The 23,734-nt window shown below is 61.7% G+C and carries 17 protein-coding genes; 6 read left to right on the top strand and 11 right to left on the bottom strand.

The window, feature by feature from the left end; genetic code table 11:
- Nucleotides 1-41 precede the first annotated feature (41 nt).
- On the top strand, nt 42-1,022 hold the full coding sequence (locus ACQKI2_RS09380; RefSeq protein WP_427379433.1) for an NADPH:quinone oxidoreductase family protein: 981 nt from the start codon (nt 42-44) through the stop codon (nt 1,020-1,022).
- A 10-nt stretch (nt 1,023-1,032) separates the two neighbouring features.
- On the opposite strand, the gene ACQKI2_RS09375 is transcribed toward ACQKI2_RS09380, so the two are convergent.
- Both ACQKI2_RS09375 and ACQKI2_RS09370 read right to left on the bottom strand, forming a co-directional pair.
- Nucleotides 1,033-1,584: an NADPH-dependent FMN reductase gene (locus ACQKI2_RS09375; RefSeq protein ID WP_427379432.1), complete on the bottom strand. Its 552-nt coding sequence runs from the start codon at nt 1,582-1,584 to the stop codon at nt 1,033-1,035.
- 74 nt (nt 1,585-1,658) lie between these two features.
- Entirely contained in the window at nt 1,659-2,495 is an 837-nt protein-coding gene (locus ACQKI2_RS09370; RefSeq protein WP_427379431.1) for a metal-dependent hydrolase, read from the bottom strand.
- 90 nt (nt 2,496-2,585) lie between these two features.
- Here ACQKI2_RS09370 and ACQKI2_RS09365 point away from each other — a divergent pair, with 90 nt between their 5' ends.
- Nucleotides 2,586-3,179: a TetR/AcrR family transcriptional regulator gene (locus ACQKI2_RS09365; RefSeq protein ID WP_427379430.1), complete on the top strand. Its 594-nt coding sequence runs from the start codon at nt 2,586-2,588 to the stop codon at nt 3,177-3,179.
- A 42-nt stretch (nt 3,180-3,221) separates the two neighbouring features.
- Here ACQKI2_RS09365 and ACQKI2_RS09360 read toward each other — a convergent pair whose 3' ends face one another.
- The 7 genes from ACQKI2_RS09360 to ACQKI2_RS09330 all read right to left on the bottom strand — a co-directional run bounded on the left by ACQKI2_RS09360 (nt 3,222) and on the right by ACQKI2_RS09330 (nt 12,164).
- Nucleotides 3,222-4,481, bottom strand: a complete 1,260-nt coding sequence (locus ACQKI2_RS09360; protein ID WP_427379429.1) for an acyl-CoA dehydrogenase — start codon at nt 4,479-4,481, stop codon at nt 3,222-3,224.
- Between the two features lie 15 nt (nt 4,482-4,496).
- Nucleotides 4,497-5,621: an acyl-CoA dehydrogenase family protein gene (locus ACQKI2_RS09355; RefSeq protein ID WP_427379428.1), complete on the bottom strand. Its 1,125-nt coding sequence runs from the start codon at nt 5,619-5,621 to the stop codon at nt 4,497-4,499.
- 127 nt (nt 5,622-5,748) lie between these two features.
- The gene (locus ACQKI2_RS09350; protein WP_427379427.1) at nt 5,749-6,555 is read right to left on the bottom strand and encodes an enoyl-CoA hydratase/isomerase family protein; all 807 of its coding nucleotides are present in this window, start codon (nt 6,553-6,555) and stop codon (nt 5,749-5,751) included.
- Between the two features lie 98 nt (nt 6,556-6,653).
- Nucleotides 6,654-9,203, bottom strand: coding sequence for an outer membrane protein assembly factor BamA (bamA, locus tag ACQKI2_RS09345; protein WP_427379426.1), 2,550 nt, complete (start codon nt 9,201-9,203; stop codon nt 6,654-6,656).
- Nucleotides 9,204-9,356: 153 nt separating this feature from the next.
- The gene (locus ACQKI2_RS09340; RefSeq protein ID WP_427379425.1) at nt 9,357-10,919 is read right to left on the bottom strand and encodes a HAMP domain-containing sensor histidine kinase; all 1,563 of its coding nucleotides are present in this window, start codon (nt 10,917-10,919) and stop codon (nt 9,357-9,359) included.
- Entirely contained in the window at nt 10,916-11,659 is a 744-nt protein-coding gene (locus tag ACQKI2_RS09335; RefSeq protein WP_051612242.1) for a response regulator, read from the bottom strand. The genes ACQKI2_RS09340 and ACQKI2_RS09335 overlap by 4 nt, the downstream gene beginning before the upstream one ends.
- Nucleotides 11,604-12,164, bottom strand: coding sequence for a DUF2141 domain-containing protein (locus ACQKI2_RS09330; protein ID WP_427379424.1), 561 nt, complete (start codon nt 12,162-12,164; stop codon nt 11,604-11,606). Before ACQKI2_RS09330 ends, ACQKI2_RS09335 begins: the two co-directional genes overlap by 56 nt.
- 443 nt (nt 12,165-12,607) lie before the next feature.
- Here ACQKI2_RS09330 and ACQKI2_RS09325 point away from each other — a divergent pair, with 443 nt between their 5' ends.
- The 3 genes from ACQKI2_RS09325 (at nt 12,608) to ACQKI2_RS09315 (ending at nt 20,678) form a co-directional block, all read left to right on the top strand.
- Complete coding sequence (locus ACQKI2_RS09325; RefSeq protein ID WP_427379423.1) at nt 12,608-16,114, top strand: autotransporter outer membrane beta-barrel domain-containing protein; 3,507 nt, start codon at nt 12,608-12,610, stop codon at nt 16,112-16,114.
- 110 nt (nt 16,115-16,224) lie between these two features.
- Nucleotides 16,225-17,919, top strand: coding sequence for a class I adenylate-forming enzyme family protein (locus ACQKI2_RS09320; RefSeq protein WP_427379422.1), 1,695 nt, complete (start codon nt 16,225-16,227; stop codon nt 17,917-17,919).
- A 362-nt stretch (nt 17,920-18,281) separates the two neighbouring features.
- Nucleotides 18,282-20,678 carry a protein kinase domain-containing protein gene (locus ACQKI2_RS09315; RefSeq protein ID WP_427379421.1) on the top strand — a complete coding sequence of 799 codons (2,397 nt, stop codon included), beginning with the start codon at nt 18,282-18,284 and terminating at the stop codon, nt 20,676-20,678.
- A gap of 4 nt (nt 20,679-20,682) precedes the next feature.
- On the opposite strand, the gene ACQKI2_RS09310 is transcribed toward ACQKI2_RS09315, so the two are convergent.
- Both ACQKI2_RS09310 and ACQKI2_RS09305 read right to left on the bottom strand, forming a co-directional pair.
- Nucleotides 20,683-21,222 carry an ECF-type sigma factor gene (locus ACQKI2_RS09310; protein WP_427379420.1) on the bottom strand — a complete coding sequence of 180 codons (540 nt, stop codon included), beginning with the start codon at nt 21,220-21,222 and terminating at the stop codon, nt 20,683-20,685.
- A 249-nt stretch (nt 21,223-21,471) separates the two neighbouring features.
- Complete coding sequence (locus ACQKI2_RS09305) at nt 21,472-21,912, bottom strand: HU family DNA-binding protein (RefSeq protein WP_427379529.1); 441 nt, start codon at nt 21,910-21,912, stop codon at nt 21,472-21,474.
- Between the two features lie 388 nt (nt 21,913-22,300).
- Here ACQKI2_RS09305 and ACQKI2_RS09300 point away from each other — a divergent pair, with 388 nt between their 5' ends.
- Entirely contained in the window at nt 22,301-23,614 is a 1,314-nt protein-coding gene (locus ACQKI2_RS09300; protein ID WP_427379419.1) for a ferredoxin reductase family protein, read from the top strand.
- The last annotated feature ends 120 nt before the right edge of the window (nt 23,615-23,734 follow it).

Genomic DNA, 23,734 nt, shown 5'->3' with positions numbered 1-23,734 from the left:
CATGCTTTGACGGGAGCAGACCCTGAAGGAGAGATTGACCGATGAAAGCTGCCGTCGCCGATACGCTGGAGTCCCTTGAAAGCTACCGCCTGAAGGATGTGGACATGCCTGTGGCCGGGCCAGGCCAGGTGCGCATCAAGGTGGCCGCGTGCGGGGTAGGCTATGTCGACTCGCTGGTGGCGCTGGGGCGGTATCAGGTGAAGCCGCCCCTGCCGCACACGCCGGGCCAGGAAGTGGCCGGAACAGTGGAAGCCGTGGGCGAGGGCGTGAGCCATGTGGCGCCGGGCGACCGCGTGATGACGATGACCGCGAAGGGCTTTGCCGAATACGCTGTGGCCGCCGCGCCGATGGTGGTGAAGTTGCCGGATGCGCTGAGCTTTGCCGAAGGGGCGAGCCTGCCGCTGAACTATATCACCGCGATGCATGCCCTGAAGGACCGGGGCGCCGTGGCCGAAGGCGAGACGGTGCTAGTGTTCGGCGCGGCCGGGGGCGTTGGCTCTGCGGGCATTCAGGTGGCCAAGGCGCTGGGCGCGCGGGTGATCGCGGCGGCGTCGACGGAAGAGAAGCGGGCGTTTGCGCTGGCCCATGGCGCCGACCTGGCGATTGATACGTCCCCGGAGGGATGGCGCGACCGGCTGAAGACTCTGGCCGAAGGCAAGGGGCCGAATGTGATCCTTGATCCGGTTTGCGGGCCCCTGTTCGAGCCGGCTTTCCGCTCGCTTGCCTGGCGTGGGCGGCATCTGGTGGTCGGCTTTGTTGGAGGGCCGATCCCTGCCCTGCCCTCAAACCTTACCCTGATGAAGGGCGCGGCCCTTCTGGGCGTGGACGTGCGCCAGTATCTGCAATACGAGACCAAGCGCGCGATTGGCGACCTGCACCAACTGGCCCAATGGGCGGGCGCAGGCAAAATCAAACCGCCGGTGGGTCGAACCTATCCGTTTGCGGAGTTTGGCGAGGCGATGGTGTTTGCCCTGTCCGGGCAAGGCATGGGCAAGGTGGTGCTGAACGTGGCGGAGGGCTGAGCCGGGCGGCTCAGCCTTCACTCACGAAGTCTGCGAAGCCTGCGAGAAAATCTGCCAGGCGTTTGCGGGTTTCATCGTCTGTCAGATTGCCCTCTGCATCAAACAGGCTTCCGGCGCGGGAAACCATGAGGCGGCCTTCCGACCAGTGGCGCGTGCCGAGCGTGCGCAGGACGGGAAGCCAGGCAGCCTGCGACAGCATTGTGCCGAAGCTGCCGGGCGAGGCGCCGATGACCGCCACGGGCTTTCCCTTGAAAAGGCCCGTTCCGCCGGGCGGGCGGCTCATCCAGTCGATGGCGTTCTTGAAGACACCGGGGATGCCGTTGTTATATTCCGGACTGACGAGCAGCAGGCCATCACTGTCGGCGAGGGCCTGTTTCAGCGCAGCGACAGCGAGCGGGACGCCTTCGGTGGCCTCCACATCTCCATCATAAAGCGGGACGCCATGAAGCGTGCGCGCATCAAGCGTCGTGCCATCGGGCATCAGACGTTCGGCAGCGCGGAGAAGACCGGCATTGAAGGACGCCTTGCGCAGACTGCCAGCGAGGCCGAGAATACGGGTCATGACGGATACTCCTGAAGCTGTTGCCATCAGGGTATACCGCAACGGGCGGGCGCGTCACCCGCCCGGACGCGCGCTTACTCGGCAGCGACCAGATCAAACTCGCTGCGCCATTCGTCCATCAGCGCCCGGTTGTCATGGTCCCAGGGGTGGAAGCCCGGTTTGAACCAGCTGATCCAGACTTTCCAGCCGCGGGCGAAGAAGCCGGGTTTTTTCCAGAGGAAGCTCTTTACGGCTTTCTCTGCCTCTTCAGGCGTGTAGCCGTCGGCCTCCAGCATCCAGGTGGAATAGGTGGCGATATTCCGGGTGAAGAAATAGCTGATGAGCGCCATTGCCATGCAGCGTCGGAAATAACGTTTGAAGGGCGACCATCCCTTGGTCACCTCCATAAAGACATCATAGGTGACGGCCTTATGCTCAGTCTCTTCCATGGCGTGCCAGCGCCACATGCGCTCAATCTCGGGATCGGTCTTGCTGAACATATCAGTATGCAGCACGCGCATATCGGCGAGCATAGCGGTGAAATGCTCAAGGCAGATGGTAGCGATCAGCATACGCATCGGGCCGCCTTCGCGGGAGAAGGCGATCCGTGACCGGATGGCTGCGTCTACACGGTCGATGGGATACTTGCTGCGGTCGATGACCTTGTTCAGCAGGTGATGCTCGCGCGAGTGGATGGCCTCCTGAGCGATGAAATCCTTCACATCCTGAGCGAGCTTGCCGTCAAGCTGGTCCTTGTAAGCGCGCACGGCGTCAATGAAGAGGCGCTCGCCATCCGGGAAGGTCAGCGAAAGGGTGTTCATGATGGCGGTGGCCACCGGATCACCATCCATCCAGTAGCCGGACCTGGCCGGCTCAACGTTGAAGCGGATGTCGCGGGGGTGGATGGTCACATCTTCAGGAGAGCGTTTCATCAAGCGAGCCTCGCAAATATTGCTGACAGGAGCGGCAGTTAGCTCGTAAGCTTCTACCTTGATGATTAAGAATGGCAGTTACTGACAAAAATGTCAATAGACAAGACCAAGACGCCCAGGATCCGCCGGTCACCGGAAGCTTCGCGCGAGAACATCCTGATCGCGGCCGAGAATTTGCTCGTGGCACAGGGGCCGCAATCGCTGCGGCTGGTGGACGTGGCCAAAGCAGCAGGCGTTGCCAATGCCACCGTGCTGCATCACTTCGGCACTATTGACGGCGTGCAGAGCGCGCTGATGGAAAAGATGATTGGCGAACTGGTGAGCGGCCTTATGGAGATGGACCTGCCGGCAGACCCGAAGGCGGCGCGAGGCATCGCGATCCAGAAGCTGTTTGATGCGTTTGAAAGCAAGGGGGCTGCGCGGCTGGCCGCCTGGCTGGAGCTGACGGACGAGTCCCGCAGGCTGCGGACGGTACGCGAGGCGGTTCAGATGATCATCCGCCAGAAGATCAATCAGCCGGAGCTTTCCGAATCGCAGCTGGAGGATTCCATCCTCATCAGCGTGATCCTGGCCATTGGGGTGGGCCTGTTCGGGCCGACACTGGGCGAACTGCTGGGCAAGCCGTCAGACCGGGCCCGGCAGATTGCCGTGAAGCTGCTGGAATCCGATTTCAGCAAGGGATGACTGCCCCGCCCGCCATTGACGCAGGCAGGGCAGCACCGGTGATTACTTTTTCTTGCGGCCGCTCGTCGGGATGTCCTTGAACGGAACATCCTTATCGACGCGGATGTCACCCGGCAGGCCGAGGACGCGCTCGCCGATGATGTTGCGCAGGATTTCGTCCGATCCGCCTTCGATGCGGGTGGCGGGAGAGCGCATCAGCATGGCCTGGAAGCGGCCCTGCTGCGGGCTTTCCTCATTCCACAGCACGCCCGCTTCTCCCTGAAGATCGAGCGCGAACATGGAGAGTTCCTGCATGGTGGCGCCAGCGACGAGCTTGCCGATGGAGTTTTCCGGGCCGGGGATCTCGCCCTTCGACAGAGCGGAAATGGCGCGCATGCCGGTGTATTTCAGGCCGCTCTGCTTGACCGCGAACTGGGCGAGTTTCGAGCGGACGCCCGAATCCTTCACAGCGGGTTCGCCGTCAATTTCGGCTTCCATGCAGAAGCGGAAGAGTTCCGGGAAGCCGGTGGACATGCCCGAGCCGATCGAGAGGCGCTCGTTCATCAGGGTGGTGAGCGAGACTTCCCAGCCCTGCCCTACTTCGCCAAGGCGCTGGGAATCGGGAATGCGAACGTCTGTGAAGTAGACTTCGTTGAAGCTCGACTGTCCATTGGCCTGCTTGATGGGGCGCACTTCCACGCCGGGGCTTTTCATGTCGAGGAAGAACATGGTGAGGCCCTTGTGCTTGGGCACATCGGGGTTGGTGCGGGTGATCAGGAGGCCCCAATCGGAGTATTGCGCGCCGCTGGTCCAGATTTTCTGGCCGTTGATGATCCAGTCGCCCGAACCATCATCGGCTTTCACAGCGCGGGTGCGCAGGCCGGCGAGGTCTGAGCCGCTGGCGGGCTCTGAGAAAAGCTGGCACCAGACGGTTTCGCCGCTGGCGAGCGGGGGCAGCAGCTTGCGCTTATGCTCTTCGCTGGCCCAGGACATCACCGTGGGGCCACACATGCCGTGGCCGATGGTGAAGACGCCGGTAAGCGCTGCATACGGACCTTCTTCCTGGCCCCAGATCACGCGCTCAATAGGGGTGCGCGCGCCGCCGCCATATTCCTTTGGCCAGTGAAGACAGGCCCAGCCGGCCTCTGCCTTCTTCTTCTGCCAAGCCTTGCCGGCAGCGATGGGGTCTTCGCTCACCACGCCGTTGGAGGCGAAGCTGGCATTCTTTAGCTCTTCAAGCAGGTGCTTGGGCGCGTTGGCGTCGATCCAGGCGCGGACTTCGGCGCGGAAGGCGGCTTCTTCAGCTGTATCTTTGAAATCCATGTCACTTTCCTCCCCTTATGCGGCCGTTTCGGCGTTGCCGGCGCTCATGCGTTCGATCAGCTGGCTTTCCCAGGCCGACAGCGAGCCGAGTGCGACAGCCAGCGCGTTGGACCGGCGATAATAGAGATGGCAGTCGAACGCCCAGGTGAAGCCCATGCCGCCATGCGCCTGGATGTTGTTCTTGGCGCAGTGCTGGAACGCCGTGGTGGCCGAGACGCGGGCTGTGGCGGCGGCGACCGGGAATTCGGCGGCGCCGGAGTTCAGCGCCCAGGCGCCATAATAGCAGTTGGAACGGGCGAGCGTGGCGGAAACATACATATCCGCGAGGATATGCTTGATCGCCTGGAACGAGCCGATGGGGCGGCCGAAGGCCATACGCTCCAGCGCATAGTCGCGAGCGATTTCAAGGGAGCGGTCTGCGCCGCCAACCTGTTCGAAGGCCATGAGAACGGCCGCCCGGTCGAGCACCTGGGTAGCAATGTGCCAGCCATCACCTTCGGTGCCGAGAAGTTCTGCCGGCGCGCCGTCAAAGGTAAGGCGGGCCTGGCTGCGGGTGGGGTCAATTGACTCCAGCGTTTCTCTGGAGACGCCGCTGCCGGAGAGATCGACGAGATAGAGGGAGACCTGCCCCTTCTCATTCTTCGCGGCGACCACGGCAATATTGGCAACGTCTCCATCGGCGACGGGGGATTTGGTACCTTTCAGCTTACCGCCGGAGACGGTTGCCTTAATCTTGGCGGGCGACATGCGGCCTTGCCCTTCGGCATAGGCGAAGGCGCCAATGGCTTCCCCGGAGGCAAGCTTCGGCAGCCAAATTTCCTTCTGCTTTTCCGAGCCCGCCAGCATCAGGAATTCAGCGGTGAGGTAAATCGAGGAGGAGACCGGCACCGGCGCCAGAACGCGGCCAAGTTCCTCAGCAACGACGCACAGTTCCAGATGGCCAAGGCCCACGCCGCCATATTCCTCAGGGATGGCCGCGCCCAGAACACCCAGTTCGGCAAGGCCCTGATAGAGATTTTTGTCGTAGCTTTCCGGGCCTTCAAGAATGGCGCGGACGGTTTCAGATGTGCAGTTCTCGCTCAGAAAGCGGCGCACCTGTTCGCGCAATTGCTTCTGTTCGTCCGAGAAATCCAGGTTCACGAAAGGCCTCCAGTTTCTGACAGGCGCAGGCCTTCCACAGCCTCGCGCCTTCTCCCGATTTTATGATTGCTGCGAGTTTCAGGACGCTCCCTGCGGCAGGTCAACCCATGCCGCAGAGACAGGCGCCTCAGGAATAGTTCGGCTTTCGCTTTTCGAAGAAGGCGGCGATGCCCTCGGCAAAATTGGGGTCTGTGGAGGTGAGGATCTGGTTGCGGTCCTCAATCGCCATGGCCGCTTCCAGCCCGCCGGCATCCACGGCCTGGTTGAGGCCATCCTTGGTCAGGCGCAGACCGAGGGGGGTGGCGTGGAGCATGTCCTCGGCGAAAGCCTCCGCCTCCTTGCGCACCTCCGTATGCGGCACGACGCGGTTGGCAAGACCGATTTGCATCGCGCGCTCGGCCGTAATGAAGCGGCCTGTCAGCATGTATTCGCTCGCCAGAGACATGCCGATCATGCGCGGCAGGAAATAGGAGACGCCCATATCGCAGGCCGAAAGGCCGATGCGGATGAAAGCGGCGTTCATCCGCGCGTCTTCGCTAAGAATACGGATGTCGGAAGCAAGGGCGAGGGCAAAGCCGCCGCCGGCGGCCGAGCCCTGGACGATGGAGATGATCGGCTGAGGGCAGCGGCGCATGGCGACATAAATTTCAGCAATCGCACGCTGACCATCAAGGCCCTGCTCCGGCGTGCGGCGGGCGCCACCGCCCTGACGGCTGGAAGATTCCTTCAGGTCCAGCCCCGCGCAGAAGGCCCGGCCAGCGCCTTCCAGGATCACCACGCGGACCGAGCGGTCATAGTAAAGGTTCTGGAATACCTCGCGCAACTCGCTGACCATCTGCATGTTCAGGGTGTTCAGGGCTTCTGGCCGGTTCATCGTGATGCGCAGCACGGCGCCCTGCTGATCGAGGATCAGCGCGTGGTATTGCTTGGTCATCAGCCTGTCTCCCTTGCTGGTTTCAGGGAGAGTGAAGCGCCGCCCGCGTACGGCGTCCAGACCGGACGCCGGGGAACCATGCCGTAGTGGAAGCCTGCCTAGAACCGCGTGGTGGTGGAGAAGCGGAAGGTCTCTTTCTTGTCATAGTCTTCGGCGCGGAGTACCTGAGAAAAGTCGAAGCGGAGCGGCCCGAACGGGGAGTCCCACATCACGCTGAGCCCAGTGGCCGCGCGGAAGGCGGCGTCTGTCTCCGTATACTGAATGGCGTCATAGCCGGTGGTGGAATCCGTATAGGTGATGGGGGCGACGATATCCTGATCATAGAGGCTGCCGAGGCCGCCCGCATCGACGAAGAAGGCGCTCTTGATGCCATACTCTTCGGGAAGGAAATTTGGCACGGTCAGCTCGAACGTGCCCTGATAATAGAAATTCCCGCCGAGCGCCGACCCTCTTTCCATACCCACCTGTTCGCCCGTATCGGGATCATAATAGCGCACGACCTGGCGCGGGCCGATGCCGGCCACATCGAAGCCACGGAAGTTGGAACCGCCCCGGAAGAAGCGGTTGTTGATCCGCACGGTCATGTCATCGCCCCATGGCTGGATATGGCCGGCGGACAGGCGCAGCGAAGCGCGCAGGGCGGATGTAAGACCGTAATAGCCCGTGGCGCTGGCTTCCGTGCGCAGAGTCTGCACATCGCCGCCCAGGCCGGCAACATCCTGGCTGAACTGCATGTTCATCCCGCGCGTCGGCTCGATCGGATCATTGGTGCCATCCCAGGTCAGCGAATAACCGAGAATGGAGGAAATGCCTTCGGTCTCGCTGGTACAGCTGGAGCTGCGGAAGCGATAACGGATGTCGCAGACATCAACCACCAACTGGTCGGGATCGGTGATGTCACCGGGCACCGGCGAGCGGACAGTGCCGTCCGCATCGCGCACGGTTGTGGACACCAGGTTCCCCTCAGTGTCGATGACGATGTTCTGATCTGTGATGTTCACGCTGTCATATTGCAGCCGGTATCGCAGCCCCAGCTGGGTGCGGTCAGCCACCGGAAAGGCCATGTTGAGACCAGCGCCATAAGAGGTCGATTCATAGGAGGACACGTCGGTATAGTCATAGCTCGACAGCCATCCCATCAGACCGGCAGACATGGTACGGTCCATGAAGCGCGGCTCGGTGAAGCGGAAGGAGGCGATCTGCTGGCGCTGGCTGAGCGACAGATCGAGGCCCGCAGAGCGCCCTGTGCCGAGCAGGTTGGCCTGCGAGAGCCCGACATCAAACAGGAAACTGTCCGTAGACGAAAAGCCCGCGGAGAAGGACAGCTCGCCGGTGGACTGTTCCTCGACAGTGTAGGTCACTTCGGTCTTGTCCGGCGCGCTGCCGGGGGTTTCTTCAACGGTCACATTCTTGAAGAAACCAAGCGCGCGGGCGCGGTTCCGGGAGCGGTCAATCAGTACCCGGTTGAATGCATCGCCGTCAGCAATGCGCAATTCCCGGCGGATGATACGGTCCAGCGTCTGAGTATTGCCGACGATGTTGACCCGTTCGATATAGACGCGCGGGCCTTCATCGACGACGAATGTGATGTCCACACGCCGGGTTTGAGGGTCTGCCTTCACGATGGGGCGGATATCCACGAAGGCGTAGCCGGCTACACCGGCCGCGTAGGTGAGCGAGTCAATCGTCTGCTCGATCATCTTGCCGCGGAAGGGGTCGGTGTCTGCCATCGGCACAAGCCGCTGCAGGGCCCCCGCATCAAGTTTTGCCAGCGAGGTTTCAACCTTGATCTCGCCGAATGTGTACGGCACGCCTTCGTCCACTGTGTAGGTGATGAAGAAGTCATTCTTCCCCGGCGCCATTTCCGCCACCGCAGAGGCAACGCGGAAATCATAATAGCCCTTGTCGAGATAGAACTCGCGAAGCTTCTCGCGGTCATATTCCATACGGGAGGAATCGTAGTTGTCGTTGGAACTGAAAAAACGCCAGGGGCGGGACTGCCGGGTGACGATTTCGCTGCGGAGGCGGGCGTCTGAAAATTCCTTGTTGCCGATGAAGTTGATGCCGCGCACGCCGCTGGTCGGCCCCTCCTCGATAACGAAAACAACATCCACCCGGTTCTGGGACAAAGTTTTGTATTCAGGCCGGATACGCGCGGAAAAGCGGCCCGAGCGCCGGTAGAGTTCGATCATGCGGTTGACGTCCGAACTCACCCGCGCCGCCGTAAACGGACTGCGCGGCGCAATCTGGATCTCTTCCCGGAGCTTGTCTTCCTTGAGGGCCTTGTTTCCCTCAAACGAGATGCGGTTAACGATGGGATTTTCCACAACCCGCACGACGACATCATTGCCCCGCCGGTCTATGGCAACATCCGCAAACAGACCGGTTGCGAAGAGTGTCTTCAGCGAGAGGTCAATGCGCTCGGCGTTGAAGCTGTCTCCCGGCTCGAACAGCAGATAAGACTGGATGGTGCGCGCCTCGATCCGCTGGTTGCCCTCAACAAGGATCGTGCGGACCGTACCTTCGAGCAGATCTTCCTGGGCCAGAGCGGCCGGGACGAGCACTGGCTGAAGGACGGCGCCGAGGCTGAGGGAGGCAATGAAAGGAACACGGCAAAGCGCCGTCAGGCTCAGAAGCTTGTTTTTCACGGGCAGTCAGTTCCTGGCTGGAAGCATATCCCATCGGATCCGGAAAACCGGTATCGCCGGGCTGTCTGGCGTGCATATCCCGCCAGGGCTGGCCTGGTTTTGCCGCAGATGCGCCAGACTGTGGCAGCGCGCCACAATCTGGCTTTGCCCTCACTAGGACATGCTGAACGGCAGGGTTACCGTGGCGCGGCAACCGCCTTCCGGGCGATTGGCAAGCTCGATATGACCGCCATGCGCGAGAATGATATTGCGCGAAATGTGAAGGCCCAGCCCATGGCCACCGGTTGCAGTATTCCTTGATTTTTCAAGGCGAACCAGCGGTTCAAAGACAGCCTCCATCTGCGCTTCCGGAATGCCGGGGCCATCATCGTCGATGATCACCGCGCATTCGCTGCCCCTGTCCTCCAGATGGACTCGCGCCCGCTCACCATAGCGCACAGCGTTCATTATAATATTTCGTAAGGCGCGGGTGAGGTCTTCCGGCCAGGCGCGGACGACGAAGCGCTGGTCTGGCTCACTGAAGGTGACCGGCTGGCCGATGTCGCGCAGATCTTCGCTGAGGCTTTCGACCAACGCGCCGAGGTCGGTCATCAGCTTTTCATCCGTTCGCAAACTGGAGGTTCCAGCTTGCAGGGCCGCTTCTGTAAGGCTCTGAAGTTCATCCAGCGCCCGTTCCATCTTTTCGCGCTCGGCTTCGTCCTCGATCATGGCGGCGCGTATCCGCATTGCGGTGAGCGGCGTGCGCAGATCGTGCCCGATGGCGACCAGAACATCCTTCTGGGACTGCAGGGTCGCCTCAAGCCGTGTGGCCATGGTGTTGAACGCCTGCATCACGTTGCGCAGGTCTCGCGGGCCGGAAACCGGCAGCGGCATGTGTTTTTCGCCCCGGCCGAGCGCTTTGGACGCGCGCGCCAGGTCTTCCAGCGGGCGATAAATCCAGCCGGCCGCCAGACCTGCGGCAATGGCAACGGCGAGCAGCGACATGGACAAAACGAAAATGAAAGGCTGGATCGGAGGCCCCCGGTCGGCGCCCGATGTGGCCAGCACGTTGACCCAGTTGCCCGGCTCATACTCCACCGAAATATTGAGCAGCCTTGAGGGGAAGCCAATCCTCCCTTCCACGCGGTCGAATCCCATCGGCGCGCGATAGCCGGGGCCCGGCCCGCCATTGATCGGGGCATTTTGGGGTGCATTCGGGGGCCTTCCCTCCGGCTCTTGCCCGGCGTCGGCGCGTGGAATGGGGCCCGCTTCCGGGGTCCTCGAAGGCGGCAGACCGCCCTCCCCCATGCCTGGCCCCCTCGCGGGGCGCTCCCCCGGATCCAACCGGGGAAATCTTGTCGGCGGGCCGTCATGCCCACCACTGATGCGGAAGGCGGTTACTTTTCCTGCCCCCTGCCCGGAAGCAAGCCAGTGGCGTCTGACTTCCTGGCCGATCTCGTCCTCTCTGCCCCCCATGGCACGATCCTCGCTCCGCACGAACAGGACATTCGCATGCCCCGACACAGCCTCAACAAAGGCGGCTTCGTCCGGCTGCTGACTGGCCAGGACAAGAATATCGGTCGCCACTTCAACCTGCGCCGCGCGTTGCATGGCAATGAACACGTTTTCGGCAATCAGCTTGAAGGTGACGATGGCAATGAGCTGAGCAACAATAAGGGCTGCCACCACGATCAGGATCGACCGGGTCAGCAGGGTATCGGCAAACAAGCGTTTCATAGGCGGCGCACGTCAGCGTCGAGCATGTAGCCGCCGCCCCAGACAGTCGTGATGATCTTGGGTTCGCGCGGATCAATCTCGATCTTGCGGCGGAAGCGGCTGATCTGGCTGTCGACGCTGCGGTCGAACACGTCGGAATCGCTGATCCGGGTGAGATCAAGGATACGCTCCCGCGAGAGCACGACGCGGGGATTTTTCAGGAAGACAAGCAGGAGCTGGAACTCCGTGGCACTGAGCGGTACGACCATGCCATCATCGCGGCGCAGGCGGCGTTTGGGGATATCGAGTACCCAGCGGTCAAACTCAAAGAACTGCTTGCCATCATCGCCAGACTGAACGCTCATACTGGCTTCCAGCCGGCGCAGAACGGCGCGCACGCGCGCAAGCAGCTCCCTGGGATGGAACGGCTTGGCGACATAATCGTCAGCCCCGATTTCCAGGCCGATGATGCGGTCGATCTCTTCGGATTTAGCACTTACGAGGATGATCGGAATGGTCTTGAGTTCGGCGATGCTGCGGCAGAGGCTGAGGCCGTCTTCGCCCGGCATCATGATGTCGAGGATGACCAGATCCGGCGCGCGTTCATGTATCTTGCGGCGTGCCGCAACGGCGTTTTCAGCCACATCCGCATCGAAACCCTGAGACTGGAAAAAACGTTTCAGGCTGTCGCGGATGTTCCAGTCGTCATCGACGATGAGCAGGCGCGGCAGGTCGGCGGACTGTTCCGGTGGGGTTTGCATTCTGTCTTGGTCTATTGTTGCGGTCATTGTTCTTATCCCCTTTACTGGTTCTGCCAAAGCTGAGTTCGGCATGTGCGAGCCTGAGCTCCAGGATTGTGCTTTGGCTAATGCGCTGGGCGTAGTCGTCGAAACGCATGTTCCGCTGCCAGAGCATTGATCCGGAAAGGAAAACAGGCACCGAAGGCCAGCCGAAAAGCGAGCGCCCCAAACGCCCTTTCTGGTGCCTGTCGGCAAAGGCGGTCACAGCGTATCGCCCGGGACGCAGCCCCATGAACACCACGGACTTCTGCCCCGAAGCCGGATCGATCGTTGCGGTTCGCCTGGCCAGCCGGGGTTGCCAGGGGAAACCATCGCCTCCCTCCCATAGGCAGACGGCGATAGGGCCACCCTGCCAGCCGCGTTCACCATTGCGCACCAGCAGGCGGATGTCCCCGAAGCCGAAAACTTCTGGCGAAAGACTGTGCCCGCCAGCGAAAAGGATGGAGCCTCCGGAAGGGGTGTTCATGGTTCAGGCCTGTTCATCTGACCCTGGCTGTCTGGCGCCAAGAGGTGTCGGGAGTTTGCCGCGGCGGCTCAAATTCGTGACACGGCCGGCTCATGCGCCAGACAATTCCGGACGCTTCCGGACATCCCGGCGGCACCACCTGACATTACAAAGCATAAAGCTTGTCAGTCGTTTGCCCGCCTCCGGCATCTTGCCTGACAAGTTGTGTCGCTCCGCCACAATCAGGCCTGCCGCGCCCCGTTTCGCGGCACACATTTGCAGTGAGCCCGAGGATAGAACCAAGGCTCAGACAGAGCGCACTCCCCCACTCCTCGTGCCTGTCTGATGTTCCCCTCGGAGGTTTCGACCGTTCTGCACTCCTTCTCCCCCTGGAGCTACAGCTCGGCGTTTCCCCCCACCCCCTCCGAGGGGGACCCCCTGAAATCTAACGGACCTGATTGTTGATGCCCCTGTTTCGCAAGATCCTTATTCTCAGCGTTTCTTCCATTGCCATTGTTGCAGGCGCCCGTGCGGCGGAGATCAAGACAACCACCACGGCGGCGGTGAGAACCTCCACGGTGAATGCCGGCGCGCCCGATGACCTGACGATCACCGATGACGGTGCGATCGAGGTGGCCGACACGCCGGGCTTCACCGCCGTGACCATCGACTCCGACAATGATGTGGTAGTGGATGGCACGATCCTGATCGAGGATTCCGATAATACGGTGGGGATCAGTATCGAGCCCGGCGTGCAGAGCAACCTTACCATCAGTGGCACCGTGCAGCTGATCGAGGACTATACCCGCGACGACACCGATGATGATGACGATGACGACGGCCCCCTCGCCATCGGCACCAACCGGACAGGCATCCTGCTGGGCCAGGGCGCGGCGATGGAGGGTTCCATCCACCTGCAGTCTGGGTCGTATATACAGGTTGAGGGCAACGATTCTGCGGGGCTTCTGCTGCTGAGCCCACTAAATGGCAATCTGAGAACCCAGGGCAGCATCAGCGTTACCGGCGACAATGCGCAAGGCATCACGGCCACCGGGCTCGTGGACGGCGATGTGACCATTGGCGGGTCCGTCAGCGCAAAAGGAGAAAATGCGACCGGCGTACGGCTCGATAGCGGCGCCACGGGCGCTGTGGCCGTCAACGGGAGCGTTGTTTCGACCGGTTTCGTATATAGTGCGACCACCAACTACGTTGCGCCGGCGCTGGTCACGAGTTCGACAACCGCCCTGGAAGACCGGCTTGACGCGGATGAACTCCTCACGGGCGGCCCGGCTTTTGTGGTTGGCGGCAGCCTCGGCCAGGGCCTGCTGATCAACGGCGCGGCGCCCGATCCTGACCTCAGTGATGACGAGGATGATGACGAGACCAAGGACACGATCGAAGACTTCAACGAAAACCGCTCAACCGGCAGCATCACCAGCTATGGCTCTGCGCCAGCCCTGTTGATCAGCGCCGACTGGAACGGACCAGCAAGCGAAGATCTGGTTCTGGGCACGGTTCTGGAAACCGTTCGTGACACGCTTGACGACGATGATGATGATGACACGGACGAAGTGCTGGCGCAGTTTGCGTATGACTACGGCCTGATCAATCGCGGCGCGATTTCCGGGGTTGGCACCAATGTGGGCTTTGACGGCACGGCCCTGCTGATCGAAGGCTCTGCCAGCACCGGCCATTCGGTGATCATCACGGGCGGTATCGAGAATACCGGCACCATCTCCGCTTCTGCCAATGAGGCCAATGCCACGGCCATCCAGCTGGGGGCCAATGTCGTAACCCCTACCTTGAATAACCAGGGCACCATCCAGGCGCTGATCTCAACGGAGACAGCGGCCAATGCGATTGCGCTTGAGATTGGGGAAACCGCCAGCCTCACCTCGCTTGTGAACTCTGGAACATTGCTTGCGCGCTCTACGGGCAATGCAGGTGAGGTGATCACGGTGCGCGACCTGTCCGGAACGCTGGACACGATCACCAACACAGGCACCATCACAGCGACCTATCTGAATGACGGGGTGAGCCTGACCACGCGAAGCGATGCAACGGCCTTTGACCTGCGGGCGAATACCACCGGCGTGACGCTGCGCCAGTATGAGCGCGAAGCGACCTATGACGCCAACGGCGATGATGTGATCAATTCGCTGGATACGCTCGATCCTTCGATCACCGGCAATATCTTCTTCGGCAGCGGCGACGACCTGTTGAAGCTGGAAGCGGGCACGTTGACCGGGGATGTGGATTTTGGCGGCGGCACAAACGAATTCAACTCCAGCAACACTGCAATCACGGGCGATGTCAGCTTCGGTGGTGACGGCGCATTGGTCCGTCTACTGAACAAATCGACCCTCACAGGCGATATTGATTTCAGCAATACCGGCACGTCCGACTTCTTGATTGCGGGCGGATCGACCTATGCCGGTCTGATTTCCAACACGGCCAGCGACCTCTCCTTTACTCTGGACGCCTCGCGCGCGCAGCTGAGCGACGGGACGGCGCTGACCCTTTCCAATCTCGTGATCGGCAATGGCGCGACCCTTATTCTGGAGATTGATGATGACGGCGTGCAGGCTGCGCCTGTCTTCACGGTGAGCGGCACCGCGTCGCTGACAAATGGCGTTCTGATTTCACCAGTGTTTGCTGGCGTGTCGGATTCGGCGGGAACGTTCACTATCGTGGATGCCGTCGGTATCGTTGCCGATCTTGCCTCCGGGGACGTTTCCCTGGTCGCGGACACACCTTACATCTATCAGACCGAACTGAACCTGATCGAAGGCGCACGCGATCAGTTGAACCTCGTCTACCGGCTGAAAACCACTGAAGAACTCGGCCTCGACATTAACCAGACGGCTGCTTTCGACGCTGTGCTGGAACTGTTTGGCACCTCCGACACGCTGAGCGAAGCGTTTGCCGGCATCTCCAGCGAGGGGGCCTTCTTTCAGGCCTACGACCAGTTGCTGCCGTCGCGGACAGACGCTTCGACTCGCTTCCTGCGGGCACAGACAACCTCGACATTCGGAGCGATGGCCGACCAGATGAACCTGCTGGCCAACTCGCCGGGCAAGGGCATGAAAGCCTGGGTGCAGGAAAGCGTGACGTTCACCGACATCAAGACAACCGACAACATGCCGGGTTACAATGGCACAGGCTTTGGGTTCACGGGCGGGTTGGACATTCCGATCCAGTCTCTGGACGCATTCGGCGTGATGATGAGCTTCAATTCCGGGCGGTATGAAGAGAAGACGGGCGGCAACAATCCAGTCAATACTTCCAGCACGGGGCTGGGCGTGTACGGCCTGAAAAAATGGAACACGACCTTCCTGCGCGGCGCGGCGCAAGCTTCCAGCGTGAATTTCAGCAGCCTGCGGGAGCTGAATATTATCTCCGGCGAGGCTGACAGCTTCCTGGACAGCGCAGACGTTCTGGACAAGCAGGACATCTCTGATTCCATGAGCGGGGACTGGGGCGGATACAGCTTTGCCGGCACGGCCTCCGCCGGGCATCAGTTCAAGGCGGGCGCCTTCTATGCGCGGCCCGAGATCTCGGTTGACTATTTCCGCCTCCATCAGGACGGTTACAAGGAAAAGGCGCTACGCACTTCGGGGCTCGCGCTTGAACTCAGCGACGCTGACACGGAGCGGGCATCCGCCTCCGCGATCCTGGCGATTGGCGCCGACTGGACCGTGGAAAACGGCCTCTACCGCATCTTCCCCGAAGCCCGGATCGGCGCGCGGCATGAATTGCTGGAAACGCCTTACGAAGCGACCGCACGTTTCCTTAACGGGGAAGAGACTTTCCTCGTCCGGTCTGAGGAAGAGTTCGGGGACGCGCTGATCGCGGGGTTCTCGTTCAACAGCAGTTCCAGCATCTTCACGGCGCGGGCCTCTTATGATGTGGAACTCTCCGAGGCGGGGGCCGTCCATTATATCGGCGCGTCGGGCGTCTTGCGGTTCTGAGGCCTGCGCGGGCAGGCTCTGCAGCCCTTCCCGTCGCGTCAATGTTCCTTCGGTTTTCGGAGTGTGTATGATCCCCCAAAACTATCAAAACAGGATTTTGGGGAGAGACCATGCATTATGCCGAGCTGCTGAAGGCGCGTGAAGAACTGACCGGCCCCGGAGGCGCGTTCGAGGTGATCGAGGCGGAAATCCTCGGCAATCGCATCCGCACCTACAAGAATGCACCGCCCAGCGTGCGGGAAGTCTGGCTCTCAACTCTGCAATTTGCCGACCGGCCCTACCTTGTTTATCAGGACGAGCGGCTGACCTATGGACAGGCGCACGAGATTACGAACTCCACGGCCAACTGGCTGCTCGCGCAGGGCGTGAAACCGGGCGACCGGGTGGCCATTGCCATGCGCAACTACCCTGAATGGATGCTGATCTACTGGGCGTGTCTTGCCGTCGGCATCACCGTGGTGGGCATGAACGCCTGGTGGACGACCGAAGAGATGGATTATGGCCTTTCGGACTCCGCGCCCAAGGTGCTGTTCCTTGATGCGGAGCGTCTGGCGCGGGTTCAGGAAAAACCGGACATGGTGAAAGGACTGCAGCTGGTGGGCGTGCGCATTCCGGACATGCCAGCGGGGTTGATTGACTGGTCTGTGGTGAACACGCATGGCGGGGCGCTGCCGGACGTGACCGTTGATCCGGATTCCGATGCCTGCATCTTCTATACCTCCGGCACAACCGGCTTTCCGAAAGGTGCGCAGCTGACCCATCGGGGCTGTGTGTCGAACCTCTTCAATATGCTGTTTGCAGGCGCATCTTCGGCGCTGGCGGTAGAACGGGCAACAGGCGTGGCCCCGCCGGCCGAGCCGCCAATCCCCGTGACCCTTATCACGACGCCGCTGTTCCATGTCACCGCCAATAATTGCGGCGCCTATGCCACCACGGCGGCCGGCGGCAAACTGGTGCTGATGTATCGCTGGGAAGCGGGCGAGGCGCTGCGCATCATCGAGAAGGAACGTGTCAGCAGCATGAGCGGCGTGCCGGTGATGGCCCGTGAACTGATCAATCATCCGGACTTCGAGAAGGCCGATACGTCCAGCCTGCTGGCGCTGGCCGGGGGCGGCGCGCAGGTGCCGCCAGACCTGGTGCTGAAGATCGAAAAGCAGGTGGCCACGGCGCGGCCTTCCACCGGCTATGGCATGACGGAGACCTGCGGGATCATCACCTCGGTTTCCGGCGACTTCTTCGTTGACAAGCCCGACAGCGCGGGGCCGGCCATGCCGAGCTTTGAGGCCAAATGCGTCGATGACAATGGCAAGACGGTTGGCCCCGGCGAAGTGGGAGAACTGTGGGTACGCGGATCATCCGTCATCAAGGGCTATATCAACCGGCCGGAGGCGACTGCGGCAAGCATCACGGATGGCTGGCTGCACACCGGCGATGTGGCGCGCATCGACGAGGATGGCTTCATCTTCATCGTGGACCGCAAGAAGGATATGGTGCTGCGCGGCGGGGAGAACATCTATTGCGCCGAAGTGGAATCCTCGATCTATCGCCACAATGGCGTTGCGGAATGCTGCGTATTCGGTGTGCCCGATGACCGGCTGGGCGAAGAAGTGGGCGTCGCCGTGGTGGCCAAGCCGGGCGAAGCGCTGAGCGCCGAGGCCGTGCGCGAACATTGCGCCGCGATCATGGCCAAGCACAAGGTGCCCCGCTATGTCTGGATGCTGGATGAGCCCCTGCCCCGCAATGCGAGCGGCAAGTTCCTCAAGCGGGAACTGCGCGACAAGCTGGCCCCCAAGGTATCCGCCTAACTCGCTGCCGCCGCCGCGCGCCGCGTTTCAGGCGCGGGAACGAGGCGGCGGCAGCGCCATTCGGCCAGGCCGGTGGGCCTGTCTCCGGTTTCTGTGGTCCCTCTTGCGCGTGCGTCCCCATTGACGGCGTGAGGCCGCCAATTCCAGCCAGCACAAGAACAGAACCGAAGAAGAGGGCCACCCACAATGATTGGCTCTCCAGACGCCCGCAGGAAGGCATCTGTTGTTGAAAACAGCGTTCGAGCGAAAAAGCGGACATGCGAGGCGAAAAAGGTTCGCGGGCGAGGTTCCGGTGGGTCTGGTCTTGCGCGTCGCGGTGGGTTCCGGTCAATTTGGCGGGGGAAGACGGGGAGCCGCCATCCATGGATGCAGCACAGTGGAAACGCCTCTCGGCCCTTCTGGACGAGGCGCTGGAGCAGCCCGAAGAGGCCCGGCTGGACTTCATCGACGCGCAAACCCGTGGCGACGAAGACCTGCGCCGCTCGGCGCGCAAAATGCTGCAGCGAATGCAAAAAAGCGCAGACTTTCTGGAAACCCGCCTGCCCTTTGAGGGACAGATCCGGACAGTTCCGGACAATCTTGGACAACGTGTGGGCGCCTGGCGCATTGATGGGCTTATCGGCCGGGGCGGCATGGGCGCGGTCTATGCGGTATCCCGGCAGGACAGCGGATTTGAGCAGCATGGCGCGCTGAAGCGCCTGCCTGAGGGGTCGGACGAGAGCCGGTGGCGGTTTGAGGCGGAGCGGCAGATTCTGGCGCGGCTGGACCATCCCGGCCTCGCGCGCGTCTATGATGGCGGGGTTGATGCCGGGGGCCAGCCCTGGATGGTGATAGAGCGGATTGAAGGCGGGCCGATTGATATCTGGTGCCGGGACCATGCGGCCGATTTCTCCACGCGCATCAACAAGGCGCTTGAGGCGATCGAGGCGGTTGCCTTCGCTCACAAGGCGCTGGTGCTGCACCGCGATCTCAAGCCGGCGAATGTGCTGATTGACGCGAGCGGCCGCGCCCGGGTGATAGACTTTGGCATTGCCAAACAGATGGACCTCAGCGCGCGCACAGAGGGGTTGCTGCCGTTGTCAGCGCCTTATGCGGCGCCCGAGTTGCTGACCGGTGAGCCAGTTGGCCCGCCTTGCGATGTCTATGGGGCCGCTGCGCTGCTGTATGAGTTGATGACGGGCAAGCCGCCGATCAGTCTTGAGGGCGTTCCGGTGGCGCTTGGTGTGGGGCGTATTCTGGACACAGTGCCTGCGCCGCTGAATGCTGCAGCCTCGCCGGCGCTGGCGGCAGCCCGCGCCCGGCAAGTTGCCGACCTCAACGCCGTGTTGCAGAAGGCGCTGCGCAAGCCGCCGGGGGATCGCTACGCCGCCCTGGAGGCGCTGGCCGAAGACCTGCGGCGGGTGCTCAGCGGGGACGGCGTGGAAGCGCGCGCCAGCGAGAAGGGATACCGCCTGAAGCGGCAGCTGTGGCAATGGCGATGGCCGGTTGCGGCGGCGGCGGCCATTATGCTGAGCCTCTCCGCAGGACTCGTCACCACATTGTGGCAGCGCAACGAAGCCATCGCCGCGCGTGACGCGGCGATGGCTGAAGAGACGCGCGGCGACGCTGTGCGCCAGTCTCTTTACCTGCTGCTGGGCGAGAGCGCCGAAGCGGGCGGGACCGACGCCACGGGCCGCGAAGTGCTCAAGCGCGCCACCAGCCGCATCCGCCAGCAATATGTGAACAATCCCGCCGAAGCCGCGCCCCTGCTCCACGCTTTGGGAGAGCTCTATTTCTTTCTGGGCGACTATGAAGAGGCGATCTCCGTTCTCCGGACGCTGATCCTGACGGGAGAAGAAGCCGGCGCGCCGCCCGACACGCTGGCGCTCGCGCGGTTTGACCTTGCCCAGGCGCTGGTGCGTACGGGCGGCATGGACGAAGCGGCAGACCTTCTGAAACAGGCACAGGCATTCTGGAATGGCGATCCGTCGAAATGGCGTATACGGCTGATTGACAGCCGCCTGGTGGAAGCACAGATGCTGCGCGTCACTGACCCGGCAGCCGCCGCCCGGTTACTGGAGACGGCGCTGGCCGATCATATCGCGCTGCATGGATCGACGAACCGGCAGGCGGGCATCTTCCAGAACAATCTGGGCGTGACCCTGCAGACGATGGGCGATCTGGACGGGGCGCGGCAGGCAATGGAAGCCGCGCGCGAAATATGGCGCACAACCGGCCTCTCCGAGACCCCAGATGCCTTGAACACCGCCAATAATCTTGCCGCTGTCGAAATGCTTCAGGGCCGCGCTGAGGTTGCTGCGCCGCTGTTTGCCGAGGCGCTGCGCCTGCGGCGCAACCTGTTTGGACCCTCTGCGGCCACCGCAGCGCTGCTGAACAATTATGGCAAGGTTTTGCTGCAGCTGGAACGCCCTGCCGAGGCCGGGCCCCTGCTTGCCGAGGCAGTCGATATGGCCGCGCGATACTCCGGGCCGGGATCATTACTGCATGTGGCGGCGCTATCGGGTCTGTCTGAAGCCGAAGTCGCCAATGGGGCCAGCGGTGAAACGCGAGCGGAACAAGCCGTGAAGCTGGCAGGAGAAAACCCTGCCGCTCGCGCCATGGCCAACATCGCCCATGGCCGTGCACTAGCCGATGCCGGAAAGCCGGATCAGGCAAGGGCAGCCCTGGCGCGCGCGGAGACGGATTTGCCTGCCCTTGGCCCATCGGGCGCGCGCCTGCAGCAGGCGGCAGACGGCGTGCGGGAGAAATATGGGCTGTGACGGCTCAACCGGGCGTATCAGATGCGGGCGGGAGTTCCTCCCCCTCAATGTACATCATCAGCAGAGCCTTTGCCTTCACCCAGTCACGCCGCACAGTGCGATCGGTAACGCCCATCAGAGCGGCGGTTTCGGCTTCGGAATAGCCGGCAAAAAAGCGGTATTGCACGAGTTCTGCCAGGCGAGGTGAAACCTCCGCCAACTGATCGAGCGCGCTGCTCAACTCCACCAGCCGCTCGTCACTCTCCCAATAGACCGGCATATTCTCGTCCAGCGGGTCCAGCCTGCCGCCGCCCCGCTTTGCCGCCAGCCGCGCTTTCGCATGATTTACGAGAATCTGGCGCATCGCCAGCGCCGCCGTTCGCAGAAAGTGTTTCTCATCTGCATATCCCCCCGACCGGCGCAGCTTCAGGAACACTTCATTCACCAGAACCGTGGAGCGGAGCGTTTCAGGCGAGCCCGCCCGCCGGCCAAGGGCCGCTGCCGTTCGCTTCAGCTCCGGATAGAGGGCGTCGATCAGGCGCTGAACCTCTTCTTCACCTGGCACATTCCCAGATTCCGGCCCTGATCCCAGCACGAACCACCCTTTCGCGATCTCCGCGCCAACCTAACGGCCCGGGCAGGCAGGGACAACCGGTAACCTGGATAGACTTCGAAAATGGCTGTAACCCGCGCAGCAGGCGGCGCGGAGCCGCCCCTCCAGATTACTCCGCTTACTGTTTTTGCAACTGCCCCAAACGAAAACGCCCGGCCAGCAAGGCGCGGGCCGGGCGTTTCCATTCAGGACAAACGCTGCTTAGAGAACGCGGTCCTTGAGATCTTTCGACGGGCGGAAAGCAACTTTCTTGGACGCCTTGATCTTGATGGTTTCGCCGGTTGCCGGGTTGCGGCCTTTACGTGCCGGGCGGGCACGAACCTGCAGGATGCCGAGGCCTGAAATGCGCAGCTTCTTGCCCTTTTTCAGGTGGCCGCCCATGCGGTCGATGAAGTCGCTCACGACGAGTTCAGCCTGCTTTTTCGGCATTTCATGTGCCTCAGAAAGCTCTGCGGCGATGTGCTTCAGGGTCAGCACTTCAGGGGTAGCTGCCTTCTTTGCAACAACTTTTTTCGCCGGGGCGGCCTTGGGAGCCGCTTTCACAGCAGGCTTCTTGACTGCCGTTTCTTTCTTGGCAGGAGCTTTTTTCACCGCGACTTTGGCAGCCGGGGTTTTCTTGGCGGTGGTCGGTTTAACGGCCATTTCTGTTTCCTTCAGTAAGTAGGTCGGTTGATACAGCAGCAGCCTTAACACAGGGTTTTCGTCTGCTTTAAACTCTTTCAGATACACTCGATTCGACGTGGATTGATCGCATATCGCCACCACAAGAACTGCGCAAGTGGCGCAAAACGGCTGGTTTTCGCTTATTATTGCACAAAATTGCCGCGGAACAGAGCCCCCCAAGATTACGGTTGCGCGAGACAACACATGCCCGCAGGCGGCGCCGACACCAGAAATACTTCTCTAGGCGGACTATATTTCCCATCGGAACAACTTAGCGCCAGGTTAGCGTCCGGCCACCTGCCTAGAGTGGAACCATCTGGGCTCCGGCGCGTTTGGCACTGATGATGCCAGACACGTCCATGCTTCCATGAAAAAGCGCGCTGCCTTCTGGGTCATCGCAGCCTTCTGCATTCTGGCTGTTCCATTCCTTATACTGATATCTGGCCAACGCGCGCCGGGGACTAGCGTGTTATGGGATTTCTCAAAGGGTCTTGGTTTTGGGGCACTGGCCGTGGCCGGTCTGCAATTTGTTCTGACCGCCCGCTTCCGGGGTATGGTACAGCCCTTCGGCATTGATATTGTCTACCTGTTTCATCGCTACATGGCGATGGGCGCGCTGGCCCTGATGCTGGCTCATTTCGGCATTCTGTACATCTGGTTCGAGCCAGCGCTGGGTGACCTTAATCCGCTCACGGCACGCTGGGAGCTTACCCTGGGGCGCGTTGCGCTTTTGGCGTTTGCGCTGCTGGTGATCACCTCTGAATTCCGCAAACGGCTGGGCATCGAATATGGCTGGTGGCGCACAATGCACGTGGCGCTGGCAATCATCGCCTTTGCCGCCGCCATTGCGCATGTGCTCGGCGTTGGGCATTTTACAGCGGCGGCGGACAAGCGCGCGATGATCTTTGGCGCAAGCGCGGGCTGGCTTCTGCTGCTTGTCTGGGTGCGCGTGATCCGGCCGTGGCGTCAGACGCGGAACCCCTGGCAAGTCGTCAAGAACATTCCCGAACGCGGGGGCGTTCACACGCTGGTTCTGGAGCCGCGGGGCAAGGCGCTCAAAGGCTGGATGCCAGGGCAGTTTGCTTGGCTGACCATTGGCAATTCCCCCTTCGGCCTGCGCGAACACCCTTTCACGATTTCCAATGCACCGGAAGACGACCCGGCCGTGTCTCTTTCCATCAAGCCGCTGGGGGATTTCACCGGCGAGGTCATCAAGGCTCAGCCGGGAACACCGGCATGGATTGATGGCCCATACGGAGCATTTTCCATAGACATGGAAGCGGCGACCAGCGGCTTTGTGATGATCGCCGGGGGCATCGGAATTACGCCCATGATTGCCAATCTCAGGTCCATGAGGGCACGCGGCGACACACGCGAGGTAATCCTGTTTTACGCCAACAAGGAATGGAGCGAGGTGACCTTACGGGAGGAACTGGAGGCACTGGCGCGCGACATGTATCTGAAGGTGGTCCATGTGCTGGAAAAACCGCCGGAAGACTGGGACGGCGAAAGCGGGTTCCTGGACCAGGAAATTCTTGAGCGGCACCTGACGGAAGAGACGCGCGCCTGGTCTCATATGTTGTGTGGCCCGCCGCCCATGACGGATGCCGCCCGCGCCGCGCTGCTGGCCATGGGTGTGCCGCTCTGGCGCATAAATTCTGAAATCTTCGACCTGGTGTGAAACATGCGCCCCATCCTGGCCACTCTGATCGCCGCCCTCCTCCTTCTCTGGACCGTTCTGCTGGCCCTGCTGTTTGCCTTTGCGGTCAACTGATGTTGCGCGCAAAGAAAAAGGCTGGCC

The organism is Hyphomonas sp. NPDC076881 (assembly GCF_050269995.1).
In the GTDB taxonomy this organism is placed as follows: Bacteria; Pseudomonadota; Alphaproteobacteria; order Caulobacterales; family Hyphomonadaceae; genus Hyphomonas.
This window is presented reverse-complemented; position numbering and strand designations above follow the sequence as displayed.

What these genes read in the sequence shown, in the direction of transcription:
- ACQKI2_RS09380 (WP_427379433.1), top strand. Translation starts at nt 42, where the DNA reads ATGAAAGCTGCCGTCGCCGATACGCTGGAGTCCCTTGAAAGCTACCGC.
- ACQKI2_RS09375 (WP_427379432.1), bottom strand. Translation starts at nt 1,584, where the DNA reads ATGACCCGTATTCTCGGCCTCGCTGGCAGTCTGCGCAAGGCGTCCTTC.
- ACQKI2_RS09370 (WP_427379431.1), bottom strand. Translation starts at nt 2,495, where the DNA reads ATGAAACGCTCTCCTGAAGATGTGACCATCCACCCCCGCGACATCCGC.
- ACQKI2_RS09365 (WP_427379430.1), top strand. Translation starts at nt 2,586, where the DNA reads ATGTCAATAGACAAGACCAAGACGCCCAGGATCCGCCGGTCACCGGAA.
- ACQKI2_RS09360 (WP_427379429.1), bottom strand. Translation starts at nt 4,481, where the DNA reads ATGGATTTCAAAGATACAGCTGAAGAAGCCGCCTTCCGCGCCGAAGTC.
- ACQKI2_RS09350 (WP_427379427.1), bottom strand. Translation starts at nt 6,555, where the DNA reads ATGACCAAGCAATACCACGCGCTGATCCTCGATCAGCAGGGCGCCGTG.
- ACQKI2_RS09340 (WP_427379425.1), bottom strand. Translation starts at nt 10,919, where the DNA reads ATGAAACGCTTGTTTGCCGATACCCTGCTGACCCGGTCGATCCTGATC.
- ACQKI2_RS09335 (WP_051612242.1), bottom strand. Translation starts at nt 11,659, where the DNA reads ATGCAAACCCCACCGGAACAGTCCGCCGACCTGCCGCGCCTGCTCATC.
- ACQKI2_RS09330 (WP_427379424.1), bottom strand. Translation starts at nt 12,164, where the DNA reads ATGAACACCCCTTCCGGAGGCTCCATCCTTTTCGCTGGCGGGCACAGT.
- ACQKI2_RS09325 (WP_427379423.1), top strand. Translation starts at nt 12,608, where the DNA reads ATGCCCCTGTTTCGCAAGATCCTTATTCTCAGCGTTTCTTCCATTGCC.
- ACQKI2_RS09320 (WP_427379422.1), top strand. Translation starts at nt 16,225, where the DNA reads ATGCATTATGCCGAGCTGCTGAAGGCGCGTGAAGAACTGACCGGCCCC.
- ACQKI2_RS09315 (WP_427379421.1), top strand. Translation starts at nt 18,282, where the DNA reads ATGGATGCAGCACAGTGGAAACGCCTCTCGGCCCTTCTGGACGAGGCG.
- ACQKI2_RS09305 (WP_427379529.1), bottom strand. Translation starts at nt 21,912, where the DNA reads ATGGCCGTTAAACCGACCACCGCCAAGAAAACCCCGGCTGCCAAAGTC.
- ACQKI2_RS09300 (WP_427379419.1), top strand. Translation starts at nt 22,301, where the DNA reads ATGAAAAAGCGCGCTGCCTTCTGGGTCATCGCAGCCTTCTGCATTCTG.